At 45.5% G+C, this 22,965-nt stretch carries 23 protein-coding genes; 17 read left to right on the top strand and 6 right to left on the bottom strand.

Going from position 1 to position 22,965, the window contains the following annotated elements; translation table 11 throughout:
• The first annotated feature begins 64 nt into the window (after window positions 1-64).
• Window positions 65-1,396: a PhoH family protein gene (locus V1498_RS15060; protein WP_409294502.1), complete on the top strand. Its 1,332-nt coding sequence runs from the start codon at window positions 65-67 to the stop codon at window positions 1,394-1,396.
• Between the two features lie 46 nt (window positions 1,397-1,442).
• Here V1498_RS15060 and V1498_RS15055 read toward each other — a convergent pair whose 3' ends face one another.
• On the bottom strand, window positions 1,443-1,943 hold the full coding sequence (locus V1498_RS15055) for a peptidyl-prolyl cis-trans isomerase (protein ID WP_409294501.1): 501 nt from the start codon (window positions 1,941-1,943) through the stop codon (window positions 1,443-1,445).
• 184 nt (window positions 1,944-2,127) lie between these two features.
• Between V1498_RS15055 and V1498_RS15050 the strand changes: the two genes are divergently transcribed.
• Together V1498_RS15050 and pyc are read left to right on the top strand one after the other, a co-directional pair.
• Window positions 2,128-2,409 carry a YlaN family protein gene (locus tag V1498_RS15050; protein WP_409292049.1) on the top strand — a complete coding sequence of 94 codons (282 nt, stop codon included), beginning with the start codon at window positions 2,128-2,130 and terminating at the stop codon, window positions 2,407-2,409.
• Window positions 2,410-2,813: 404 nt separating this feature from the next.
• Window positions 2,814-6,251 (top strand): pyruvate carboxylase, encoded by a 3,438-nt coding sequence (gene pyc, locus V1498_RS15045; RefSeq protein ID WP_409294500.1) that lies wholly within the window; start codon window positions 2,814-2,816, stop codon window positions 6,249-6,251.
• 41 nt (window positions 6,252-6,292) lie between these two features.
• Here pyc and V1498_RS15040 read toward each other — a convergent pair whose 3' ends face one another.
• Window positions 6,293-7,252, bottom strand: a complete 960-nt coding sequence (locus V1498_RS15040; RefSeq protein ID WP_409294499.1) for a COX15/CtaA family protein — start codon at window positions 7,250-7,252, stop codon at window positions 6,293-6,295.
• A 743-nt stretch (window positions 7,253-7,995) separates the two neighbouring features.
• Between V1498_RS15040 and cyoE the strand changes: the two genes are divergently transcribed.
• The 9 genes from cyoE (at window position 7,996) to V1498_RS14995 (ending at window position 17,145) form a co-directional block, all read left to right on the top strand.
• On the top strand, window positions 7,996-8,919 hold the full coding sequence (cyoE, locus tag V1498_RS15035; protein WP_409294498.1) for a heme o synthase: 924 nt from the start codon (window positions 7,996-7,998) through the stop codon (window positions 8,917-8,919).
• A 113-nt stretch (window positions 8,920-9,032) separates the two neighbouring features.
• Complete coding sequence (gene coxB / locus V1498_RS15030) at window positions 9,033-10,121, top strand: cytochrome c oxidase subunit II (RefSeq protein ID WP_409294497.1); 1,089 nt, start codon at window positions 9,033-9,035, stop codon at window positions 10,119-10,121.
• A gap of 67 nt (window positions 10,122-10,188) precedes the next feature.
• Window positions 10,189-12,060: a cytochrome c oxidase subunit I gene (ctaD, locus tag V1498_RS15025; protein ID WP_409294496.1), complete on the top strand. Its 1,872-nt coding sequence runs from the start codon at window positions 10,189-10,191 to the stop codon at window positions 12,058-12,060.
• A complete protein-coding gene (locus V1498_RS15020; protein WP_409294495.1) occupies window positions 12,060-12,686 on the top strand; it encodes a cytochrome (ubi)quinol oxidase subunit III in 627 nt (208 codons plus the stop codon). The genes ctaD and V1498_RS15020 overlap by 1 nt, the downstream gene beginning before the upstream one ends.
• A gap of 4 nt (window positions 12,687-12,690) precedes the next feature.
• Window positions 12,691-13,026: a cytochrome c oxidase subunit IVB gene (gene ctaF, locus V1498_RS15015; RefSeq protein WP_409294494.1), complete on the top strand. Its 336-nt coding sequence runs from the start codon at window positions 12,691-12,693 to the stop codon at window positions 13,024-13,026.
• 665 nt (window positions 13,027-13,691) lie between these two features.
• Window positions 13,692-14,615 carry a cytochrome c oxidase assembly factor CtaG gene (gene ctaG / locus V1498_RS15010; RefSeq protein ID WP_409294493.1) on the top strand — a complete coding sequence of 308 codons (924 nt, stop codon included), beginning with the start codon at window positions 13,692-13,694 and terminating at the stop codon, window positions 14,613-14,615.
• 197 nt (window positions 14,616-14,812) lie between these two features.
• A complete protein-coding gene (locus tag V1498_RS15005; protein WP_409292062.1) occupies window positions 14,813-15,274 on the top strand; it encodes a DUF420 domain-containing protein in 462 nt (153 codons plus the stop codon).
• Window positions 15,275-15,481: 207 nt separating this feature from the next.
• Window positions 15,482-15,982, top strand: a complete 501-nt coding sequence (locus V1498_RS15000; RefSeq protein WP_409294492.1) for a hypothetical protein — start codon at window positions 15,482-15,484, stop codon at window positions 15,980-15,982.
• A 17-nt stretch (window positions 15,983-15,999) separates the two neighbouring features.
• Window positions 16,000-17,145 (top strand): enhanced intracellular survival protein Eis, encoded by a 1,146-nt coding sequence (locus V1498_RS14995; RefSeq protein ID WP_409294491.1) that lies wholly within the window; start codon window positions 16,000-16,002, stop codon window positions 17,143-17,145.
• A 2-nt stretch (window positions 17,146-17,147) separates the two neighbouring features.
• Here V1498_RS14995 and ytvI read toward each other — a convergent pair whose 3' ends face one another.
• Window positions 17,148-18,200, bottom strand: coding sequence for a sporulation integral membrane protein YtvI (gene ytvI, locus V1498_RS14990; protein WP_409294490.1), 1,053 nt, complete (start codon window positions 18,198-18,200; stop codon window positions 17,148-17,150).
• Window positions 18,201-18,315: 115 nt separating this feature from the next.
• Window positions 18,316-18,675: a YugN family protein gene (locus V1498_RS14985; RefSeq protein ID WP_409294489.1), complete on the bottom strand. Its 360-nt coding sequence runs from the start codon at window positions 18,673-18,675 to the stop codon at window positions 18,316-18,318.
• A gap of 289 nt (window positions 18,676-18,964) precedes the next feature.
• Between V1498_RS14985 and V1498_RS14980 the strand changes: the two genes are divergently transcribed.
• Window positions 18,965-19,999: a CAP domain-containing protein gene (locus tag V1498_RS14980; RefSeq protein ID WP_409294488.1), complete on the top strand. Its 1,035-nt coding sequence runs from the start codon at window positions 18,965-18,967 to the stop codon at window positions 19,997-19,999.
• A gap of 193 nt (window positions 20,000-20,192) precedes the next feature.
• Here V1498_RS14980 and V1498_RS14975 read toward each other — a convergent pair whose 3' ends face one another.
• Window positions 20,193-20,678, bottom strand: a complete 486-nt coding sequence (locus V1498_RS14975; protein ID WP_409294487.1) for a PaaI family thioesterase — start codon at window positions 20,676-20,678, stop codon at window positions 20,193-20,195.
• A gap of 147 nt (window positions 20,679-20,825) precedes the next feature.
• Here V1498_RS14975 and V1498_RS14970 point away from each other — a divergent pair, with 147 nt between their 5' ends.
• The 3 genes from V1498_RS14970 (at window position 20,826) to V1498_RS14960 (ending at window position 22,129) form a co-directional block, all read left to right on the top strand.
• The gene (locus V1498_RS14970) at window positions 20,826-21,218 is read left to right on the top strand and encodes a YlbD family protein (RefSeq protein ID WP_409294486.1); all 393 of its coding nucleotides are present in this window, start codon (window positions 20,826-20,828) and stop codon (window positions 21,216-21,218) included.
• 15 nt (window positions 21,219-21,233) lie between these two features.
• Complete coding sequence (locus V1498_RS14965; protein ID WP_409294485.1) at window positions 21,234-21,476, top strand: YlbE-like family protein; 243 nt, start codon at window positions 21,234-21,236, stop codon at window positions 21,474-21,476.
• A gap of 209 nt (window positions 21,477-21,685) precedes the next feature.
• A complete protein-coding gene (locus V1498_RS14960) occupies window positions 21,686-22,129 on the top strand; it encodes a YlbF family regulator (protein ID WP_409294484.1) in 444 nt (147 codons plus the stop codon).
• Between the two features lie 49 nt (window positions 22,130-22,178).
• On the opposite strand, the gene V1498_RS14955 is transcribed toward V1498_RS14960, so the two are convergent.
• Window positions 22,179-22,505, bottom strand: coding sequence for a hypothetical protein (locus V1498_RS14955; RefSeq protein WP_409294483.1), 327 nt, complete (start codon window positions 22,503-22,505; stop codon window positions 22,179-22,181).
• 158 nt (window positions 22,506-22,663) lie between these two features.
• Between V1498_RS14955 and V1498_RS14950 the strand changes: the two genes are divergently transcribed.
• On the top strand, window positions 22,664-22,939 hold the full coding sequence (locus V1498_RS14950; RefSeq protein WP_409292086.1) for a YlbG family protein: 276 nt from the start codon (window positions 22,664-22,666) through the stop codon (window positions 22,937-22,939).
• Window positions 22,940-22,965 lie beyond the last annotated feature (26 nt).

The following is a 22,965-nucleotide window of genomic DNA, read 5'->3' as shown; positions in this document are numbered from 1 at the left end:
ACTATCAAAGCCTAAAGCCCCTTTATCCGCTTTGGCTTCGATTTTTTAATCAGGAGGCGTCCAATTGACCAAAATCTTTATATTAGATACAAACGTCCTGTTACAGGATCCTTATGCCATCTTCTCATTTAAAGACAATGACGTGGTAATTCCGGCTGTTGTCCTTGAAGAAGTCGATTCAAAGAAAAGGTATATGGATGAAATTGGAAGGAACGCAAGGCAGGTATCGAAGCTGATAGACGGCTTTCGATCGGCGGGCAAGCTTCATGAAAAGATTCCGCTCCATAATGGAGGCACTCTTAAGATTGAACTTAATCACCGGTCCTTTCATCAGCTTCAGGAAATCTTTGTTGAAAAAACAAATGATAACCGGATTCTGGCTGTTGCCAAAAATTTATTGATTGAAGAAGAAACCAAACCGGATGGAAAGGCAGTTATACTTGTCTCGAAGGATGCACTGGTCAGGGTGAAGGCAGATGCCATCGGTCTGACAGCGGAGGATTTTTTAAGTGACCGGGTCATCGAGACTGACCACATATATACTGGATTTCAGGAACTTTATCTTCAGGGTGAGGAAATGAATTCCTTTTATCAAAAAGGAGAGTTGAAGCTGGAAAAGTTAGTGCCAAAACCCCATTGCTATCCGAATCAATTCTTGATCATGAAGAATGCGCTTGGCGGTTCTTCATCGGCACTAGGAATGGTGGATGCGGCATGCAGGGGAGTGAAGAAGCTTGTCTGCGACCTGGACCATGTGTGGGGCATCAAGCCGAGGAATGTGCAGCAGACCATTGCAATTGAACTTCTGCTTAGGACGGATATACCCCTTGTTACTTTAGTAGGCAAGGCAGGGACAGGCAAGACGCTTCTTGCACTTGCAGCGGGGCTGCTTCAGACAGAAGACCTGGGTCTCTATAAGAAGCTGCTTGTTGCAAGGCCGATTGTGCCTGTGGGGAAGGATATCGGCTATCTGCCTGGTGAGAAGGATGAGAAACTGAAGCCTTGGATGCAGCCGGTATTCGATAATTTGGAGTATCTATTCAACACAAAAAAACCCGGGGAATTAGATGCCATCCTAGCCGGCATGAATTCCATAGAAGTAGAAGCTCTTACGTATATCCGCGGGCGCAGCCTCCCGGAGCAGTTCATCATTATCGATGAAGCCCAGAACCTGACGAAGCATGAGGTTAAAACGATCCTGACCCGGGTGGGGGAACGAAGCAAAATTGTGCTGATGGGTGACCCGGAACAGATTGACCATCCTTATTTGGATGAGTACAATAATGGGCTGGCATATGTGGTAGAAAAATTTAAAGACCAGCAGATCGCTGGCCATGTAAAGCTGATTAAGGGAGAGCGTTCGGGGCTGGCACAATTGGCAGCCAATCTCTTATGAATAAGGTGCATCAGAGACGGCAAGCATTTTGCCGTTTTTGCGGCCTTCATTCAATAATGAAACCTGTGACATCCCGGAGAGGATTTGCAGAATTTGATCCATCCTTGAAGTAAATATAAACAGGGCCGCCTTCCTTAATGGGCTTCCCAGCTTGCGAAAATCCGGCCAGCAGATTATCGGAGTCCGAAAGCGGGAGGCGCACGTTTCCTGTCCTGCATTCGATGATCAAGGTGGATGCCTCTTTCTTTGGCTGTGCATTTTTAATGAATGGAGTGAGCGGCATGCCGAAAGTCCCGTTCAGCAATTTTTCTTTTTCATATTTTTTCTCTGTCTTAAGCGTGGGTGGATGAATGGCACCTTCCATGATTTCGCGGTCCCAGTGTTTGGATGCCCTTTTGGTGTATTCCTCCAGGTCATCCTGTCCGTTCCCTGCACCGGTTGAAAAGAAGGTATCAAGATCAACCTTTCTGTCATCAAAAATCCAGACACCTGGATCAAGGGTGATGGGGAAGGCGACATTTCCTTTTATTGTAAGTATTGCTTCCATGGTGTATCCCTCCAAGATTAGTATCTAGCCTTAGTATAATCCTTTGCACGCTTCCTGTCCTATGTTTTGGTACAAGTAGCTTGAAATCTTGGCTGGTATCGTTCATCTCCTTGCTTTTTTCTGAAACAACAGGTAGAATTTATAGATAGAATTGTAAGGTCGCTCTGAAATGGGGGATTTAGGAATGGCGTCAGATATGCTAGTGAATTATCGCGATAAAGCATTCACCTTGCTGAAGGGCGATGCTGAAAAGATATTGAAATTAATAAAGGTGCAGATGGATAACCTGACCATGCCTCAATGTCCTTTGTATGAAGAGGTGCTGGACACTCAAATGTTCGGCCTGTCACGGGAAATTGATTTTGCCGTCCGCCTTGGGCTGATTCCGGAGCTTGAAGGGAAGGCGCTTTTAGATACATTGGAACGGGAATTGTCAGCTTTGCATGAAGCTTCCCTGCGCAAGTAAGACAGCTGTAGCTCAAACACTCTTTAAGTGTTTGAGTTTTTTTGTTTGGAACCTTTTTTAGCCGTATTAGACTCTTTTGCCGGCATTGATTATAATGTAATGAAGAAGTCATTGGAACATTATCATAAGATAATATTATTCCAAAGTGCGCTTTTTAATTTTCATAATTTTCAGCTAATGGTACAATCTACATAAGGCATAGTCAGCTCTGTGTTGGACAGGCTGACCGGGGTTTTTACACGAGAAACAATATGCCTTCCTGGCATAGCTGTTCTTAGGTCCTCCAAGGACTCGGCCGAGCCTATAGACATGGCCATCCCTGCCGATGACCGGACGAGGCATATCAATGCTTGACAAGGATAGGCCGGTCCTAATCAAAATACATTACAGGAAGGTGTTATCGATTGAAGAGACGCATTACAAAAATATTAGCCGCCAACCGCGGTGAAATCGCAATCCGTGTATTCAGGGCTTGTACAGAACTCAACATATCGACCGTTGCGATTTATTCAAAAGAAGATTCAGGGGCATACCACCGCTACAAGGCGGATGAGGCATATTTGATCGGCAAAGGAAAAGGACCGATTGAAGCTTATCTGGACATTGAAGGAATTATAGATATTGCCAAGAAAAGCGGAGTCGATGCCATCCATCCCGGATATGGTTTTTTATCCGAGAATATTGATTTTGCCAGAAGGTGTGAAGAGGAAGGAATTATCTTCATAGGGCCAGAAACAAAGCATCTTGATATGTTCGGGGATAAGGTTAAAGCCAGGCATCAGGCTGTTATTGCCGGGATACCGGTCATTCCAGGGAGCGACGGCCCAGTCACTTCACTTGAGGAAGTGGCATCCTTCGGACAGGAAGCGGGCTATCCCATCATAATCAAGGCAGCCCTTGGCGGCGGCGGAAGGGGCATGAGGATTGTCAGGGAGCCCGGCGAACTGAAAGAAGCCTACGCGAGGGCAAAATCAGAGGCAAAGGCGGCATTTGGCAATGATGAGGTATATGTAGAAAAATTTGTAGAAAATCCAAAGCATATTGAAGTTCAGATACTCGGGGACAAATACGGGGAAATAGTGCATCTGTATGAACGGGACTGTTCTGTCCAAAGGCGCCATCAGAAAGTAGTCGAGGTGGCTCCAAGCGTATCACTGAGCGAGGAATTGAGGCTTGAAATCTGCAGGGCAGCGGTCCATCTCATGGAAAATTCAGGTTATGTGAACGCCGGCACAGTTGAATTCCTCGTTGCGGATAATGAATATTATTTCATTGAGGTCAATCCCAGGGTTCAGGTGGAGCATACCATCACAGAGATGATCACAGGAATCGATATCGTCCAGACGCAGATCATGATCGCTTCTGGCGAAGAACTGCATGGAGAACTGATTGCCATCCCCGAGCAGGATGAAATAAAGACACATGGCTATGCCATCCAGTCCAGGGTAACAACCGAAGATCCGCTGAATAACTTCATGCCGGACACAGGCAAGATTATGGTATACCGTTCCGGTGGAGGATTCGGTGTAAGGCTGGATGCTGGAAACGGGTACCAGGGAGCGGTGATTACGCCCTATTATGACTCCCTGCTTGTGAAATTATCAACGCATGCGCTCACCTTTGAGCAGGCAGCGTCCAAGATGGTAAGGAACCTGAAAGAGTTCAGAATCCGTGGAATTAAAACGAATATCCCGTTCCTTGAGAATGTTGTGAAGCACAAAAGCTTTTTGAAGGGTGAATATAACACAGGGTTCATCGATAATACACCGGAACTCTTTTTCTTCCCTGTGCGGAAGGACCGGGGCACTAAAATGCTGAGCTATATCGGGAATGTCACGGTTAACGGCTTCCCGGGAATTGAGAAAAAGAAGAAGCCGGTCTTTGACGGGGTCAGAATCCCCTCTGTGGAAGAAGCTGGACTTGCAGGTTCCAAGCAGATCCTGGACAGCGAGGGTGCTGACGGGGTGGTTAAGTGGATCAATGGGCAGAAGAAGGTGCTCCTGACGGATACCACCTTCAGGGACGCTCATCAGTCCCTTCTCGCTACCAGGGTCAGGACGCGGGATCTGATGCAGGCTGCCAAGCCCACGGCCGCCATCATGAAGCAATTATTTTCTCTTGAAATGTGGGGCGGGGCAACCTTTGATGTGGCCTACAGGTTCCTGAAGGAAGACCCTTGGGAGAGGCTGCTTGGCCTCCGGAAAGAAATGCCGAACCTGCTGTTTCAGATGCTGCTCCGCGCATCCAACGCCGTTGGATATAAAAACTATCCAGATAATGCGGTGAGGGAGTTTGTTGAAAAATCAGCGGAGGCGGGGATAGATGTCTTCCGGATATTCGACAGCCTGAACTGGGCAAAAAGCATGGAGGTAGCCATTGATGCGGTTCGGCAGTCAGGGAAGATTGCAGAAGCGGCCATCTGTTATACAGGAGATATAAATGATCCCGCGCGGACAAAGTTCACATTGGATTATTATAAAGATTTGGCCCGTGAACTTGAGAACCAGGGGGCACATATACTGGCCATCAAGGACATGGCCGGGCTTTTAAAGCCTGAGGCTGCCTATAGGCTTGTATCGGAGCTTAAGGAGACAGTCGGCATCCCGCTTCACCTTCATACCCATGATACGAGCGGGAATGGGATCTACACCTATGCCAGGGCAATTGATGCCGGAGTGGATATTGTAGATACGGCAATCGGAGCAGTGGCGGGCTTTACATCACAGCCGAGCATGAATTCCCTTTATTATGCACTTGAAGGCAAAGAGAGACAGCCTGAGCTTGACATAGAAGGAATAGAACAGCTTGGGCACTACTGGGAGGATGTCCGTAAATATTACCAGGAATTTGAAAGCGGCATGATAGCCCCCCATACGGAAATATACCGGCACGAAATGCCGGGCGGTCAGTACAGCAACCTGCAGCAGCAGGCGAAGGCGGTAGGGCTCGGTGATAGATGGGAAGAAGTAAAATCCATGTATTCCCGCGTGAATTATATGTTCGGGGACATCGTCAAGGTTACCCCATCTTCAAAGGTCGTAGGAGACATGGCCCTGTTCATGGTACAAAATGACCTGGATGAAGAATCCGTCCTGTCAAAAGGGAATGCAATCGACTTTCCGGATTCAGTAATAGAGTTGTTTGAAGGGTATCTTGGACAGCCGCTTGGCGGATTCCCGGAAGAGCTGCAAAAGGTGATTCTCAAGAACAAAAATCCGATAACAGTCCGCCCTGGGGAATTGCTGGAACCTGTTGATTTCTCCAAGGTGAAGGAAGAGCTGTTCCATGAGATCGGGAGGCCGGTGACAAGCTTTGATGTGCTTGGGTATGTAATGTATCCAAAAGTTTTCCTGGATTATGCTAAAACAAGCGATTCTTTTGGGGATGTCTCTACACTTGATACACCGACATTTTTATACGGAATGAGACTGGGTGAGGAGATTGAGGTCGAAATTGAAAAAGGGAAGACTCTCTTTGTTAAGCTCATTTCAGTCAGTGAAGCAAGGGGAGACGGAAACAGGGTCGTCTATTTTGAGCTCAACGGCCAGCCGCGTGAAGTCGTCATCAGGGATGAAAGCATAAAGTCTGCTTCCGGGGCAAAGATGAAAGCCGACCAGCAGAATAAGGAACATATCGGGGCAACCATGCCGGGAACCGTGATCCGTCTTTTGGTCGACAAAGGAGAAAAAGTAAAACAAGGTGACCATATCATCATTACGGAAGCGATGAAAATGGAAACGACAGTTCAGGCGCCGTTTTCGGGAACCGTGAAAGATATTCATGTTAAAAACGGTGAAGCCATTGCAACTGGTGACCTATTGATGGAAATAGCGGGAGATTGATAGTGAAAAAACAGGCTGGACGATGGCGTCCAGCCTGTTTTTTAAATAATTGAATTAAGTTTTGGAATCTCTTCCTGGAGGCACTCCTGCATGAGTGCTTCATTCTTCCTGCTTCGCGATGCAAGAAGGGCAAGATAGCTGAATACACCGAACAAACAGGAAATGATGAGGGCATGAGCAAGCGCCACCCATAAATTCAGCCGCGACATGATGACGAATGCACCGGAAGTGACCTGAAGCGTCACAAGTATGGCGCATACAGCCCAGCCCCATAAAATGACCGGCTGGCTGCGATATTTGGTAAAGGCAAGATAGCTGGCATATAGTACCCAGATAAAAATGAGTCCGGCAGCCGTCCGGTGGCCCATTTGAACCCATTGGTAGATATTAGCCGGCAGGCTGAAGTCTCCATTGGTGCACATCGGCCAGTCTGCGCATACAAGACTGGCTTTTAGATGCCTGACCAGTGCGCCGGAATATACAACGATGAATGTGTAACAAATCACTCCGTAAATATGAAACTTCATCCGCTTATCGACAATGACTTTTTCCGCCTGGAACTTCTTGTCAACCTCAAAAATGAGAAGCGTGAGCAGCAGCACAGCAGCAAATGATATCAGGGAAATTCCGAAATGGAGCGCCAGTACAAAATCCGACTGCCCCCATTTGACGGCAGCGGCACCGATAAGGCCCTGCAGCAGTAAAAAGAAAAAAGCAAGAAAGCTCAGGAATTTTGTTTCCCTGATATGGCCGATCTGCTTCCAGCTCCAGACCGATAATAAAAGAATCATAATGCCGACAGAGCCCGATACAAGCCTGTGGGCAAGTTCTATGGCAAGGGCAGCATCGATCTGGGTGGGAACGAATTCCCCGTTGCATAAAGGCCAGGTCCTGCCGCAGCCCATCCCGGAATCGGTTTTGGTCACAAGGGCGCCGCCCAGGAGCACAAGAAGCATTCCTAAAGTGGAAAGCACCCCAAGCCATTTCAGTCTTCGTTGCAAAGATCTCACCTTCTTATTTTATTAGAAAGACTATTAATCATGATTTTATGTATCAGTACAATAGTAACATTATCAAGGGCTCTTTTCTAAGAGATTGTTGCTTTTTTTATAAGTCTGTGAGGGGATTTAATTACTAAGCAAGTGGACTTATGCTTTACTTGGAGCAGCGGGACAGGGAGACCCCGCAGGCAAAGCTGAGGAGGCTCACCGCCCGCCCAGCGCAGCTAGAGCGCCTGCAGTGGAAATCCACTTTCTTATTCAATAGCAGCAATGTAAGCGAAAACATCCTTAAATAAACATTCATGACTTTAAATATAGTAGAAAATACTTTATAGATATTACACAATTCTGCCTATTTTTACAAGATGAAGTTGGGCATAAGCAGAAAATAGTTGAAACTTTCAGCCTGTGATGATAGAAATAGAGAGGATGTATATGGAAAAGAAGGAAAAAGTTAAGGGGAAAGAAGCTTATCCCGACATGACTTCGGCATTATAGCAGAACGGAACCGAAACCGGGTAAAAAGACTGATATAACAGCATAACAGTCACTAAAACGTCATAAGTTATCCAAAAAAAATTCACAAAAAATGTCTAAATTATGTTTTAATATACAGAGGGTACCGGCTATATTCCAGCTGAAAAATTCTAATGATAATTTACAAAGTGAAATAGATTCCATTTTCAGCTCGACATACACTTATACAGCCTGATTTTTGAAGAAGTTTGAGGAGGGAATCATTTATGTCTAATACACGAGTTTTGGCAGATTCTGATCTTAATGACAGCGATACAGCCGTTCAGGCCTCTGTTTGGAAAGATTTTCTTTCCGTTATAAAGATTGGGATTGTCAATTCAAATATAATAACAGCGTTTACAGGAATCTGGCTTGCATTGCATTTTACCGGGCAGGGCTTCCTTGCGAATCTTGACCTCGTATTCCTGACAATCGGCGGGTCTGCCCTTGTGATTGCAGGTTCATGCGCCTTGAATAATTATATCGACATGGATATCGACCCGCTTATGGAAAGCAAGAAGGAGAGGCCGACAGTGACTGGGCGCTTTACCGGGCCCGCTGTCCTTGCCATCGGATTCACCCTTCTTGCAGCAGGGCTTATCATGCTTGCCTTCACCACACCGGCAGCCGCATTCATAGGAGTGTTCGGCGCTTTTGCGTATGTGGTCATCTATTCCATGTGGGCTAAGCGGAAGCTTGTCTCCAATACAGTAATCGGCAGCTTTTCCGGCGCTGTCCCGCCGCTGATCGGGTGGGCCGCTGTAGATCAGAACCTTTCAGTGCTTGCCTGGATGCTCTTCCTTCTAATGTTCATCTGGCAGCCGCCGCACTTCTACGCCCTGGCGATGAAGAGGGTTGAGGAATACAGGGCTGCGGGCATACCGATGCTTCCTGTTGTTAAAGGATTCAGCGCAACGAAGAGGAGTATGCTGCTCTGGGTAGCGGCACTCATGCCGATTCCATTCTTTATGCTGGACCTGGGTGTCCCATTTGTCATTTTGGCAACCGTACTGAATGCGGGGTGGCTGGCTCTTGCGATCATGGGGTACCGGATGAAGGACGATCTGAAATGGGCACGCCTGATGTTTGTCTATTCGCTGAATTACTTAACAATAGCATTTGTGGCGATGGTTATCGTAACATCGATTTAATTCCAATTTCATTTGGAATTCTTTCTTTATCTCAAAGAATTTATATAGAGAGAATTTGAGCAGGAAATAGCTGCACACAAGAAATTTTTTACGAAAGAGGGGTTTCATAAGCTATGAGAAAACGGCTTCACAAATGGCGCCTGGTTTCCATCTTTGCAATCTTGGCGCTTGCTCTATCAGGCTGTGGAAAGCCATTCCTGTCAACTTTAACACCTGCCGGTGAAGTTGCAAAAAAACAATATGACCTCATGATACTGAGCACGGTCATCATGGTGCTTGTCATAATTGTTGTAACTATCATATTCATTTATGTGATCGCACGCTTCCGCCGGACAAAAAAGAATGAGAATACCATTCCAAAACAGGTGGAGGGGAACCACAAACTTGAAATCATCTGGACTGTCATCCCGATCTTACTGCTTCTAGTGCTAGCAGTTCCAACTGTATCCTATACATTTGAACTCGCTGATGTGGCACCTATGAAAGAAAAAGACAAAAGCGGCAAAACCAAGGATAAGGATGCCCTTGTAGTCAATGTCCGGGCCAACCTCTACTGGTGGGAATTCGAGTATCCTGACCTTGGGATCGTAACGAGCCAGGATCTGGTTGTGCCTACAGACAAAAAGGTGTATTTCAATGTTAAATCTTCCGATGTCAAGCACTCCTTCTGGATACCTGCTGTAGGGGGCAAAACAGATACAAACCCTGAGGGGGAGAATCAGTTCTGGCTTGAGTTTGACAGCAAGGATTCACAAAAGGTCCAGAATCAATTCTACGGGAAGTGCGCAGAGCTTTGCGGTCCATCACATGCATATATGGATTTCAAGGTCCAGACTATGTCCCAGGATGAATTTGGTCAATGGACTGACAGCATGAAGGCAGTTAAAAAGCCTGCTGCTGAAGGCGAGCTTGCTAAACAGGGCGAAGCAATCTATAACAAAAGCTGTATCGGATGCCACGCGAATACGCCGAATGACAAAAGGCCTGAAGCGGCACGTACAGCTCCAAACCTGGCTAATTTTGGCGAAAGAACCAGAATTGCCGGCATACTTGAACACAATGAAGAAAACTTGAAGAAATGGCTTGAAGATCCTGAAAAGGTTAAGCCTGGAAACCTTATGACTGGCAAATACCAGGAGCTTGATCAACAGGAGATCGATGCTTTGACTGAGTACCTGATGGGGTTGAAGGTACAGCAGTAACTGCCTGCTGGTGTTTTTAGAGCCATATACATCAAGGGGATTGTGATTTACAAAGGGAGGTTTAACCGTGAGTACGATCGCTCAAAAAAAGGGTTTTGGCGCAACAGTATGGGACTATATGACAACAGTAGACCATAAGAAAATCGCCATTCTATACCTGATTGCCGGCGGAATATTCTTTTTGGCGGGCGGACTGGAAGCACTTTTCATCCGTATCCAGCTTGCCATTCCAAACAATGATTTTCTAAGTGCCGGAACGTATAATGAAATTTTGACCATGCATGGTACAACAATGATTTTCCTTGCAGCCATGCCATTGATTTTTGCATTTATGAATGCTGCCGTACCTCTGCAAATTGGTGCGCGCGATGTTGCATTCCCATTCTTGAACTCACTCGGATTCTGGCTGTTCTTCTTCGGTGGTGTATTCCTGAACTGCTCATGGTTCCTTGGAGGAGCGCCTGACGCAGGCTGGACTTCATATGCTTCGCTCACATTGGAAGCGGACACACATGGGGTGGATTTTTACATACTGGGACTTCAGATCTCGGGTATTGGTACTTTGATCGGGGGCATTAACTTCCTTGTGACCATCGTCAATATGAGGGCACCGGGAATGACTTATATGAGGATGCCTTTATTCACCTGGTCATCATTTGTTACTTCTGCTCTTATTTTATTTGCTTTTCCTGCACTTACTGTAGGACTGTTTTTATTAATGTTCGATCGTTTGTTCGACGCCAACTTCTTTGACGTCTCTGCGGGCGGAAACACAATTATCTGGGAGCATTTATTCTGGATCTTCGGCCATCCTGAGGTATATATCCTCATACTGCCGGCATTCGGACTATTTTCGGAAATCTTTTCTACATTCTCAAGGAAAAGGCTTTTCGGATACTCATCCATGGTATTTGCGACCGTGCTTATCGGTTTTCTAGGATTCATGGTATGGGCCCACCATATGTTCACAGTAGGAATGGGGCCGATTGCAAACGCTATTTTCGCCGTTGCGACAATGGCAATCGCAGTTCCTACAGGAATCAAGATCTTTAACTGGCTGTTCACGATGTGGGGCGGAAGCATTAAATTCACCACCCCTATGCTGTATGCAGTGGCTTTCATCCCTTCATTCGTTGCTGGGGGAGTCACCGGTATCATGAATGCTGTTGCAGCTGCTGACTATCAGTATCATGACAGTTATTTCGTAGTTGCCCACTTCCACTATGTAATCGTTGGAGGAGTCGTGCTTGCACTTCTGGCAGGTACACATTACTATTGGCCAAAAATGTTTGGGACTATGCTGAATGAAACACTTGGAAAGATCACTTTCTGGCTGTTTTTAATCGGGTTCCATTTAACATTCTTCATTCAGCATTTCCTTGGACTTATGGGAATGCCGCGCCGAGTGTTCACATACCTGCCTAACCAGGGCTGGGAAACCGGCAACCTGATAAGTTCTGCCGGTGCATTCTTCATGGGGATTGCTGTTATTGTCCTATTGATTAATGTTGTGATGACTCAGGTTAAGAATGTTAGGGTAGGAAATGATCCATGGGGTGACGGACGTTCACTAGAATGGGCCATCCCATCACCACCGCCTTTCTACAACTTCAAACAGCTGCCGCTTGTCCGCGGACTTGATCCTTTTTGGATTGAAAAGATGGAAGGCAAAAAGGAAATGACACCAGCTGAACCACTTGGCGATATCCATATGCCGAATGCTTCCTTCCTGCCGGTAACCATTTCATTCGGATTGTTCGTGGCTGCTTTTGGAGCCTTGTACCACAATGATGATAAGGGCTGGGCTATCCCAGTGATGGCTGTAGGCCTTGGCATAACTTTGGTCTCCATGCTGCTTCGTTCGGTGAAGGACGACCATGGCTTCCATATCCATAAAGAGGACCTTGAGAATGAAGATGATAATGGAGGTAAGGCATAATGGCATCTTCTGAACGATTTACTGAAATGACATGGCCGGCTTCTCCTGAGAAAGCGACACTTGAAGCGAAAAATAAATTTTTGGGCTTCTGGTTTTTCCTGGGGGGAGAAACAGTGCTGTTCGGCTCCTTATTTGCCACCTATCTGGCATTGAAAGATAAAGTTCCGAATGGGGATCATCCGCTGGCGGAAGAACTGTTTAAAATGCCATTGACCTTTGCAGCAACCATGCTGCTTTTGACAAGCTCACTGACAAGCGTTTACGCTATGTACCATATGAAAAACTTTAATTTTCAGCGAATGCAGGCATGGCTGCTGATTACTGTTCTGCTTGGCGCGGCTTTTCTTGGGCTTGAGATTTATGAGTTCATGGAATATGTGCATGAAGGGCACACTTTTACCAGCTCTGCCTTTGCATCTGCCTTTTACACTCTGGTAGGCTTCCATGGAGGCCACGTGGCATTCGGACTCCTTTGGATACTTTCCTTGATGGTCAGGAATGCTGGCCGCGGTCTGGACTTGTACAACGCTCCTAAATTCTATGTTGCCAGCCTTTACTGGCATTTTATCGACGTAGTTTGGGTTTTCATCTTTACAGTTGTATATCTAATGGGAATGGTGGGATAAACGGATGGAGAATACACGACCGAAATCTTCTAACCCAAAAGCGGATTTGACTTACCGCCGCAGAAAAAATGCAGAAGAAATGAGATACCAGGTTATTTCTTTTGCACTGATGATCTTCTTGACCCTCATCGCATTTGGAGCGGTCATGTATGAAGGGTTTACACCATGGTTCATTGTTCCTTTTATCATGCTGCTGGCAGTGGTGCAGGTCATTTTCCAGCTGTACTACTTTATGCACATGAGCCATAAAGGACATGAGACTGTACAGCTTTTCCTTTATTCCGGTCTTACAGTGGCACTCATTACTGTGCTGACCTTTGTAACAATTACCTGGATTTAATAAAGTTCAAGCCGGCTGATTAACAATCAGCCGGCTTTTTTTTCGCATACAATGTAGCTGTTGAATTAAAGAGTGGATTTCCGCTGCAGGCACTCGCGGACCTTAGGGGCGGGCGGTGAGCCTCCTCGGCTTTGCCTGCGGGGTCTCACCTGTCCCGCTGCTCCCAGAAAAACGGAGAACGGTGCTTTTCAGACTAAATAAATGGGTGCACAATGAAGACAAATATCTTATTAAACCCATTAACTAACTAGAAAAGCAGCGACCTGATAAAGAAGACCTGCTGATTGGCGAGCGTTAGCGTAGACAGAAGCTTAGTCGCACTTATGCGTTAGCCAAGCATAAGGCGAGCGTGCTGTGGGAAGAGGTTTCTTTCCATGGACTGATTGACTTATGACTCGAAGGTCGAAAGTCTCGGAGCTGAATCAGTAGTCTCGCGCCTTCCGCTCCAATCCACTTGCTTAATAATTAAATCTCCTCACAGAACTCATCCAAAAACAACAATCTTTCAGAAAAGAGTCTTCATTTTATACTGACCCGCTGGCATTTATTTGTCTGTTTGATGACATTTCCTGCATTTTTGCAGGACATTCAACGAGAGCCTGCCAGTCCATGCCATTTTCATGTATAATAATATGGATGAAACTTTTTCGATTGGAGGGTATCAATTGTTAGCATTAGATATGTTCGGTTTCAGGGCCCTGTGGAGCCCTTATTTTATGGCAGCGCTTGCGGTCTGTACCCTGGCATTCTTTCTGATAACTGTAAGATATAGGTCTCATTTCAAGGACAGTGAGCCTTTAACCGTAAAACAGGGGGCTGTATTTTCGGCCGCCATGCTCCTCTTATATGCAATAAAGGGATCTCCGCTGGATCTTTTGGGCCACATCATGTTCAGTGCCCATATGACGCAGATGGCTGTTTTATATCTGGTCATACCTCCGATGTTCATTATATCCATTCCTGCCTGGGTTTGGAGACGGGTCCTGTCTGTTCCTGCGGTCAAGAAGCCATTTGACTTTTTTACGAAACCGCTGATTGCACTGCTCGTTTTTAATGTCTTCTTCTCGTTCTATCACGTGCCTGTCATTTTTGATACAGTAAAGGTAAATATGTGGTACCACGGCATGTATACAGCTTTCCTTTTCATTACCGCAGTATTCATGTGGTGGCCGGTTTTAAACAGCCTCCATTATAAAACCGAAATGTCCGGCCTGCAGAAGGTGGGGTATATATTTGGAAACGGAATCCTGCTGACTCCTGCCTGTGCTTTGATCATATTTACGAAGCATCCTTTATATGATACTTTTTCTGATCCTGCGGCATGGATGCAGGCAATGGCCCTGTGTGTTCCTGCCGGTTCGCTGACCGCCCTTGGCATCAGCGGGCCAGAACTGCTAAACTGGCTGCCTCTCCTGGAAGATCAGCAGCTTGGCGGGGTGTTGATGAAAATCATACAGGAAATTGTGTATGGCTCCATGCTTGCCCATATATTCTTTGCCTGGTACAGAAAAGAAAATGAAAAGAATAAATCAGAGACCGAAGCGCTCTATGAGCCGAAGCCCGGGCATGTATACACTCCTGGTTCCTGATACGTATCCCTTACTGCCGCACGCTGCAGTAAGGGACTTTAAAAAAATGTGTCTTTTTATGAACAATTGCCTTTAATGAGCTGTTTTTTGAATAGAGTTTATTGAAAAAGGCCCGGCTGTTTAATACAATAGCGATAGCCGGTAAGACCCGGAGAACGTATGATTACATAAGATTTTAAGAGAGGGCGTCCTACTAAATGTCTTTACCCATTTTACCGACAATCAGTACAACCTTCATCGTCCTGAGTGCTATTACAGTTGCAATAGGCTGGGTTCAAATCAGACAGCGGAAAGTTAAAACTCACCAAAAGACGATGACTCTGGCAGGGATATTTGCCGTTATATTCTTCACCATCTATGCTTCCAGAACGATTTTTATTGGGAATACATCCTTTGGCGGACCAGATTCAATAAAGATTTATTATACGTTGTTTCTCATCTTCCATATTACCCTCGCGACAGTCGGGGCTGTATTAGGAATCATGTCATTGTGGAGCGGCTATAAAAATAATCTTGCCTTTCACAGAAAGCTTGGGCCGGTGACAAGCATTGTCTGGTTTTTCACAGGCATTACAGGTGTGGCTGTCTACCTGCTCCTTTATGTTTTTTATAAAGGCGGGGAAACCACTTCGGTCATCAAAGCCATACTTGGTTTATAAGTAAATAGGATAAAATTCTTTGCTGCTGAATACAATGTATTGGCAGCATTTTTTATGGATGAAAACGTACATAAAGTGACTATCATGGCACAGGCTGGCTCCGGGTGAGATATGGGTCAGCCCTTTCTATTATAAATGACCATTTTCCAAGCTTGCATGAACGCTCTTTAATACAGCTTAAGTCAACGCTTTTAAGGGGGACATGAAGTGGATGATTTCAAAACGGAACGTATTATTGTGATGGCCTGTTCTCTTGATCTAGCTAAATCACTTATTCTATACAGGGAAGAGCTTGTTAAAAGATCACCCATTTTGATGCCCGACTCGTGGCCGTCCCATTTATTTAAAGGATTTTTGCCGTTTTTTATCGAAGAAGTAGAGAAAGGGGCGGACGGACTGAAATTTTGGATAATCGCCGACTTGAAACAGAAGAAAATGGTGGGGGATTTAGTATTCCATCATCACACAGACGATACAGGTTATATGGCTGTTTCTTATATAAGTCCTGAAGCAGAGGCTGAATATATGGAGGAAAGCTTATACATTTTTTTAAAGTATACTGCTAACTCCCTGGGCCGTCCTGTCAGGCATGTAGAGATTGAATGCCGGAAGCAGGATCTATCAAAGCAGAAGATTTTAAAGGAACTGGACTTTAGGAGGCTGCGCGAGGATGCGCTTTTTGCAAATTGGTTCTTTAAGTATGAGTAAACGAATGGGGCGATGTTATGCATGAAATAGTCAAATTGGATAGAGCAAGAAGCAGAGAGGCGCTGGATTTATCCATGTATGCATTTCAGTATAAGGTAGATGAAAGGGATCTTGCTGAGAAAATTGAGTCATATGGGAGTCAGGATATTTACGGAATTCTTGCAGAGGACGAGCTTGCAGCCAAAATGCATTTGCTCTCCTTTGAAGTTTGGCTCCAGGGAAAAAAGGTGAAAATGGGCGGTATCGCCTCGGTCGCAACATACCCGGAGCATAGAAGGTCAGGAATGGTGGATGCCCTGCTCAAAAAGGGACTCCAGGAAATGAAGGGAAATGGCCAGGTTATCTCCTATCTTCATCCCTTTAAAATTTCTTTCTATAGAAGGTACGGCTGGGAAGTATTCAGTGATGTGAAGAAGGTGGAAATTCCTGCAGAAGAACTGAAGCCGCTGCCCGCTGTTCCAGGGTCCATAAAAAGGTATGAGAAAGGTGAACTGTCAGCAGCCGGCAGAATCTATGAAAAATTTGCCCTGAAGTTTGGGGGCATGCTTGTAAGGAGCAGGGAGTGGTGGGAGAAATCTGTGCTTGGTCAATATACAATGGCCATATATTATGATGCAGATAATGAACCCCAGGGATATGTCCTTTATAAGGCGGGAGGCAGACATCTTGAAGTTAATGAATGGGTAAGTTTGAATCATGAGGCGAGGCAGGGATTATGGAATTTCTTTTGTCAGCATGATTCCATGGTTGAAAAAGCAGGCATCATCGTTCCAAAGGATGATCCATTTCCCAATTTTATAGCCAACCCGCGGGTTAAAACAGAGCTATATCCGTATTTTATGGCACGGATAGTGGATGCAGAAAGGTTTTTGAAGCTATTTTCCTTCAATCGTGTAGAAAAACCCGTCATACTCCATATCAAGGACAGCATTGCTGAATGGAATAATCAGTCTTTCGTACTGAAAGAGGAAGGGGCATTCCTGCTCCATGAAGCCAGGGAAGGGCTCACGATCACAATCTCATCTTTAACCGCATTGCTATTGGGGGCACAGACCGCTGAAACTCTCTGGGAAATCGGGGAGATTTCCGGAACGTATGAGGACATGCAGAATCTTAAGGAAGCTGTGCCGTTGATCCGCCCGCTTTTCCTGGACTTCTTCTGAGTTCACTTTTTTAATTTAGCCGGTAAGAGTCCTGCTTCTTTTACTGCGAAAGAGGCAGCAACCAAGAAGGGGCCGGTAATGATTCCAAACAATCCAAGCAGTTTATACCCTAGATACATGGATACCAGAGTGTAGAGGGGAGACAGTCCTATATGGCTTCCGGTGAGCTTTGGTTCGAGTGCCCTCCTTACGATCAGGAGCATGCATGAAAGTCCAGCCAGCTGGGTTCCGCCGGGGATATCACCAGTGAGATAATGGAACATTGCCCATGGCCCAAGAATGATAATGGACCCGGCAAAAGGGATGAAGTCGACCATGGCGACCAGCGCTGCGGCGATGACTGCGTATTTTGGATAAATAAATAATAAACCAGTCAGCGCAATGCTGAAAATGATGGCGCCCATTATCAGCTGCGCCTTGAAAAAGCCAGCAAGCATGGTGGTCAGGCGGGATGAAATAAAGGTAATTTTTCTTGCGGATTTACTGGTTAAATGGCTGTACATACGCTTTTTAAAAGATGGAATTTCGGAAAGGAACAGATATACGGCTATAAGATAGATAAGGAAGCTGATCATTATTTCAGGAATTTTTGAAATGGCAGCAGTAAGGTAATCTAAGTTCAGGAAAGACGCTAGCCCGTTTCTGGCTGTCTCGATGGCCTTGGATGACTGCTGATTCATGTTGTCCAATAGGGATTGTGGGATGAGACCATATAGATTGGTTTGTTCTTTATCCATCCATACTGCCTCCACTTTGGCAATCAGCTCCGGGATTTTTTGAAGCAGCACGGCTCCCTCGGTTATAGCTGCAGCTGTAACTAAATAAGCCAGTGCAGAAATCATGAGAATGAAGGCCATGTAGACCAATGCAATGGAAGTCTTATAGGTCATATTACGGGTGCGCCGGAATCCCTCTGCGGCTGGATGCAGCAAGGCGGCAGTGAGATAAGCAGCTATGAGGGGGACAGATACAGGGATGATGAAATAAACCGCAATCAGGACCAGAAGGCCTATGTATGCGATTTTTGCATATTTATGGCTGAGATAAGCTGCCACATTCAACCTCCTAATGTTTTTTTGAATATCATAGGTATTCCGCCGATTTTTTACAAATGATCAGGATTGAAAAAGGAGGCTGTCCATGTTTCTGCCGGACAGCCTCCTTTTTCCCTTATAGTGCGAAATGCTTGATTTCTTCTTTGAGTGACTCGATGATATTTTCGCATTGTTTTACAAGGGAAGGAGGGAAAATTTCATCCTCGCCGTATTCGATGCCGTGAGGATAGTAGTGTTTGCCAAGAATCGGCATCATCAACTGTATATCTGCCTTATTGGAACCCACATCCCCATCGACTACATATCCCTGGATGCGGAAATAAAAAGTGCCATCCTTCAAGGAAAACTTCTTATCGTAATTTACACGGTCATAATCCCATTGTTCCGCCCTCACCATGCCATTATCCCGCATTGCCTCGTCCAGGCGGCCGAGCTCAGCTATGTATTTTTCTATACCCGTACCTTCAAATTTCAATCGAATCCCCTCCGTATAATTAATCTTGCAGTCCGTATCCTATATATACCAGTAAAGAATAATTTACACAATTCTTCACCCTATTTTATAATATTACGAAACATTCTATCTTGCAATGAATTGCGGAATGATTTTAAAGCGTTTACCTATAAAATATTGTTAAATTGATTGGTGCAAATCTCTCGGGTTCAAGTTAATGTTATAATAAAGGAAATACTTTTTAGTACAGGATGCATCCTGAGAAAAGGGAGGGAGTTTTCCTCTGAAGGCGATTTTAAGAATCACGATTTTGTCAATCGTTTTCTTCATGGCAGGACTTTATTTAAATATAGGGGAAAACACCGAGGACAAAACTGTATTAAATGGAGAAAAAAATATCAGGGAAAACAGCGAACGTTTGAGCGGGCAGAACCCAAAACCAACATCTAAGCTTCCTAAGCCGGGGCATGGCATCTCTTCCATCATAGGAAAGGATGCGGATGCGGTCATCAAGGCATACGGCAGTCCTGATAGGAAAGCACCCACGGCCTATGGATATGAGTGGTGGATTTATAATAAAAGTCCGCAAAACTATTTCCAAATAGGCATAAATGATAAAAAGAAGGCAGTGACTGCTTACGGAATCGGAAGCGGCATGGATGTCAGCCCGTTCATCGTTGGACAGCCCATTAATGATATATTCAGCAAGACCAATATAAGCAGCTCGGTCAACTTCTCTCATGGCGGCACAGCCTATCGATTCGAGCTTTCAGAAGAGGATGTGAATACCAGGCCGATCATCAAGGTAGGAAATATCTTTGCAGTTCTATATCTGGATAAGTTCACCGGCAGTGTCTCGAGTGTCCGCTTCCTGGATGCCGATACCCTTGTCCGCCTTCGTCCATATGAGCTGATTTACCGGGGAGAACTGCCGCAGGAGTCCGAACCGGATGAGGTACTCTGGAAAGCCATCGAAGAGGGAAACAAACAGCAGATCTACAGCATCACCAATATCATCAGAAACAGATTTGAGCTTGGCACCCTGGAACTCCTGGATGAGGTATCAGAGGTTGCTTATCTCCACAGCAAGGACATGCTCATCGACCAATATTTTTCCCATACCTCCCCGACAAAGGGAGAGCTTGAGGACCGGCTGCAGGAAAATGAAATCAAATATACACTGGCCGGCGAAAATATTGCGGCCAATTATGTGGATGGTGCCGCAGCAGTTGAAGGATGGCTTAACAGTAAAGGCCATCGGGATGCTATGCTCAATGAAGAATTTACAGGCATTGGCATAGGTGTGTACCGTAAATACTATACACAGAATTTTGTCAAAGAATGAAGAGAGTATCCGAGAGGTCCATACCTCCACGGATACTCTCTCTTTTCGTTTTTAAGAAGGCTGCTGCCGGCCTGCGGGAAAGGGGCGTGCCTCACGCAGCAATCAGCCAGCTTTTCAACTGCATGATGTATGCGAAAACAGCCAGTCGAAAGAAACGGTTTAAAGTGGAAATCATCCAGCCCTCTGATTTTCCTTATCTTCTGGGAATGATATAGAAGCTTCCGGTTGAATGGCCGCATAATATTCCGTCATCCCTGTATACCTTGCTCTCGAGGACCATTGTAGTTTTGCCCTTATGTAAAACGGCTCCTCTGCAAACCAGGCTGCTTCCGGTTCCTTCCTTTAAAAAGTGGACGCCAAGTTCAGTTGTTACAGCAGCAAACTCACTGCCAAGCGATAAGTTTGCCAGTGTGCCCATCGCTGTGTCTGCGAGTGTGGCTATGATCCCGCCGTGGACAATACCGAGGCTGTTATGGGTAAGGGGGGTAAGCGGGATCGTCATGATGATGGCATCTTCATTAAGCTCAGTCTCCACACCTAAAAGGCTGTTGATATAGGTAGTTTTTTCAGAAGACTTATGGATGATCCCTTGGAGAAGCACCTCTAATACTTCAAGGTCTGTCTCTGTCCCATTTTCAATGATATGGCTGAATTGTTCCTGCAGCGATTTGCGACTCATGCTATCTCTCCTCTTGTCCGTATATATTCATTATATTGGCAGATTTCTCTCCTGGCTAAAATGACAGCTCCACTCAGTCACATTTTCATCTAGACCTGCATAGCCTGTAAATAGGCAGACGCCGTGGCAGTGAGGTGATCTTTAAAAATGGCTCAGAATCATAAAGAATCCATTGAAAAATTTAAGGCTTTTGTCAAAGGGCATCCGAAGCTTGTGACTGAGGTCAGAAAAGGCAGACTCAACTGGCAGGGGATATATGAGGAATGGTTTTTACTTGGAGAAGATGATGCGAAATGGACGGAATTCAGTGAGGGAACGCCGGCAGTTTCGTCTGAAAAAGAAAGTAAAAGCGACTTAGTGTCGACTCTCATGTCAACCATAAAAAATATGGATATGGATCAAATACAATCCCATATTTCTTCTTTAAGCCAAGCTTTATCTGCCGTCCAGGGCCTGCTGACCCAATTCCAGGGAACTCCTGAGGAAACCGCCAAAACTGAGGCAAAGCCGCCAAACCCTTTTGCATTTCGCAGGGATTAGTCAGGGGGAAGCTGGATGAGAAGGGACATATTAGAATACATCGAAGGCAAGGAAGACCTCAAAAACTACTTAAGGCTGCAGCCCATCTGGTACCGCCGCCTGAGCCGCAGTCCCCAGGAAATTAAGAAGATGGAAACAGATGCCGCTTATTTCTTTAAAAAGTCCATACCAGACAGGGTTTCCCAGCTGACTAACGGAGTTCAGATGGCATCGATGATGATGTCCATGTTCCAGGCAATGAACTCGGGCAGTACCTGATGATTACCCTTTCTCCTACCCGCGAGGGGCAGTCCGCTATGGCTGTCCCCGCATTTTTGACTTTACGGGCCCCATGTGTATCAGGCAGGCTAAGGAAGCATGAATCTTCTTTTTTTGGACAGGATATAAAGTAATTGGATTATTATCCCAGATTATGACATTCGCATCTTTTGTAGTTAAATGGTAAAATAAAGGTCGGAGGTGGGCTGATGCTTGCTACGTTGGAAAGCGTTGAAATTATTGAATTCGCAGAAAATCTTGCCAGGGCCATCATTGATTCCGAAACTGGTGAACAATATTTTTTGTGTTTATATAAAATGCAGGGAGATCGGTCTGCGCAGCGTAAGATTCAAGAGTTCCTTGATATTAAAGATCTTTACGAAGAGGTTCAGAGGTTTGGGAAATACCATCCGGATTATCGTGAAGTTTCCTTGAAGGCCAGGCAGCTTAAACGCGACATGGACCTTCATCCTTCTGTAGCAGACTTTAAAATGGCTGAAACCGAACTTCAGACTCTCCTTGATGAAGTCAGTGTCAGGGTAGGGAAGGCTGTTTCAAGCCATATCAAGGTACCTACCGGCAACCCATTCTTTGACAGCGGTTCAAGCTGTTCGGGAGGATGCGGAAGCGGCGGCTCCTGCGGCTGCTCATAATAACATGTCAAGAGGCTGTCCCGGACGGGACAGCCTCTTGACATGTTTATCAGAATGGCCTGAAGCGGATGCAGTCAGGACACAGGTTGCCGCAGCAGAACATCTTTTGCTGAGGCACATAGAATCGGTGACGGTACACATAGCCTCGTATATCCTCGCGAACATATACAGTTTCGCAGTGGAGCTGCCTGCCCTTCATTACAGATGCGGCCGCCTTTCTGATCATCACTTTTGCGGCTTTTTCCTCAGGCAGGGAATGAAAGGTCAGGTAGAGAAATGGGATGCCTGTGATTTTTTTGTAAACGGCCGTCTCTACCGCTGGGTTATCCCTGATGATCGTATCGATAAAGTCAGACCAAATGGGTGCAAGATCCATAATCCCCCTGCTTTCTGTCAGAAATGGTCCACAACAGACTTATTCCATACAAGCTAAATGGATAAACATATTATGACAGGCAAATGCATTTAATGTTGATAGAGAAGATTTTTCTGTGCTACACTATTTCTAAAGCCTTTCATTAAGGAGATACGTCTATGTTTGGATCAAGGCAAAGCATCGTCATCTGGCTTCATACATTGAAGCAGGTAAAAAGCCTGAGAAGATACGGAAACATCCACTATGTATCGAAGAAACTGAAATATGTAGTGCTTTATACTAATATGGATGAAGTCCCTGCCTTAAAGGAAAAACTTGAAAACTATTCTTTTGTTAAAAAAGTTGAGTTATCCTATAAGCCATTTCTTAAGCTCGAATACGAAAATTCCAAGCCTGACAAGGCAAAGGAATATGATTATAAAATGGAATTATGAACAGGCTGCCCGCAGGGCAGCCTGTT

The sequence above is a fragment of the Paraperibacillus marinus genome, assembly GCF_046237605.1.
Classification (GTDB): Bacteria; Bacillota; Bacilli; order Bacillales; family DSM-1321; genus Paraperibacillus; species Paraperibacillus marinus.
Note: the sequence above shows the minus strand (reverse complement) of the source record. Positions and strands in the feature narration are given on the sequence as shown.

Bases quoted from the DNA above. Each gene is read 5' to 3' on its own strand.
- V1498_RS15050 (WP_409292049.1), top strand. From the start codon at position 2,128: ATGGCGTCAGATATGCTAGTGAATTATCGCGATAAAGCATTCACCTTG.
- V1498_RS15020 (WP_409294495.1), top strand. From the start codon at position 12,060: ATGGCATCTTCTGAACGATTTACTGAAATGACATGGCCGGCTTCTCCT.
- ctaF (WP_409294494.1), top strand. From the start codon at position 12,691: ATGGAGAATACACGACCGAAATCTTCTAACCCAAAAGCGGATTTGACT.
- V1498_RS14965 (WP_409294485.1), top strand. From the start codon at position 21,234: ATGAGAAGGGACATATTAGAATACATCGAAGGCAAGGAAGACCTCAAA.
- V1498_RS14995 (WP_409294491.1), top strand. From the start codon at position 16,000: ATGCATGAAATAGTCAAATTGGATAGAGCAAGAAGCAGAGAGGCGCTG.
- V1498_RS14975 (WP_409294487.1), bottom strand. From the start codon at position 20,678: ATGAGTCGCAAATCGCTGCAGGAACAATTCAGCCATATCATTGAAAAT.
- cyoE (WP_409294498.1), top strand. From the start codon at position 7,996: ATGTCTAATACACGAGTTTTGGCAGATTCTGATCTTAATGACAGCGAT.
- V1498_RS15055 (WP_409294501.1), bottom strand. From the start codon at position 1,943: ATGGAAGCAATACTTACAATAAAAGGAAATGTCGCCTTCCCCATCACC.
- V1498_RS14950 (WP_409292086.1), top strand. From the start codon at position 22,664: ATGTTTGGATCAAGGCAAAGCATCGTCATCTGGCTTCATACATTGAAG.
- V1498_RS14955 (WP_409294483.1), bottom strand. From the start codon at position 22,505: ATGGATCTTGCACCCATTTGGTCTGACTTTATCGATACGATCATCAGG.
- V1498_RS14960 (WP_409294484.1), top strand. From the start codon at position 21,686: ATGCTTGCTACGTTGGAAAGCGTTGAAATTATTGAATTCGCAGAAAAT.
- V1498_RS14970 (WP_409294486.1), top strand. From the start codon at position 20,826: ATGGCTCAGAATCATAAAGAATCCATTGAAAAATTTAAGGCTTTTGTC.
- coxB (WP_409294497.1), top strand. From the start codon at position 9,033: ATGAGAAAACGGCTTCACAAATGGCGCCTGGTTTCCATCTTTGCAATC.
- V1498_RS15005 (WP_409292062.1), top strand. From the start codon at position 14,813: ATGTCTTTACCCATTTTACCGACAATCAGTACAACCTTCATCGTCCTG.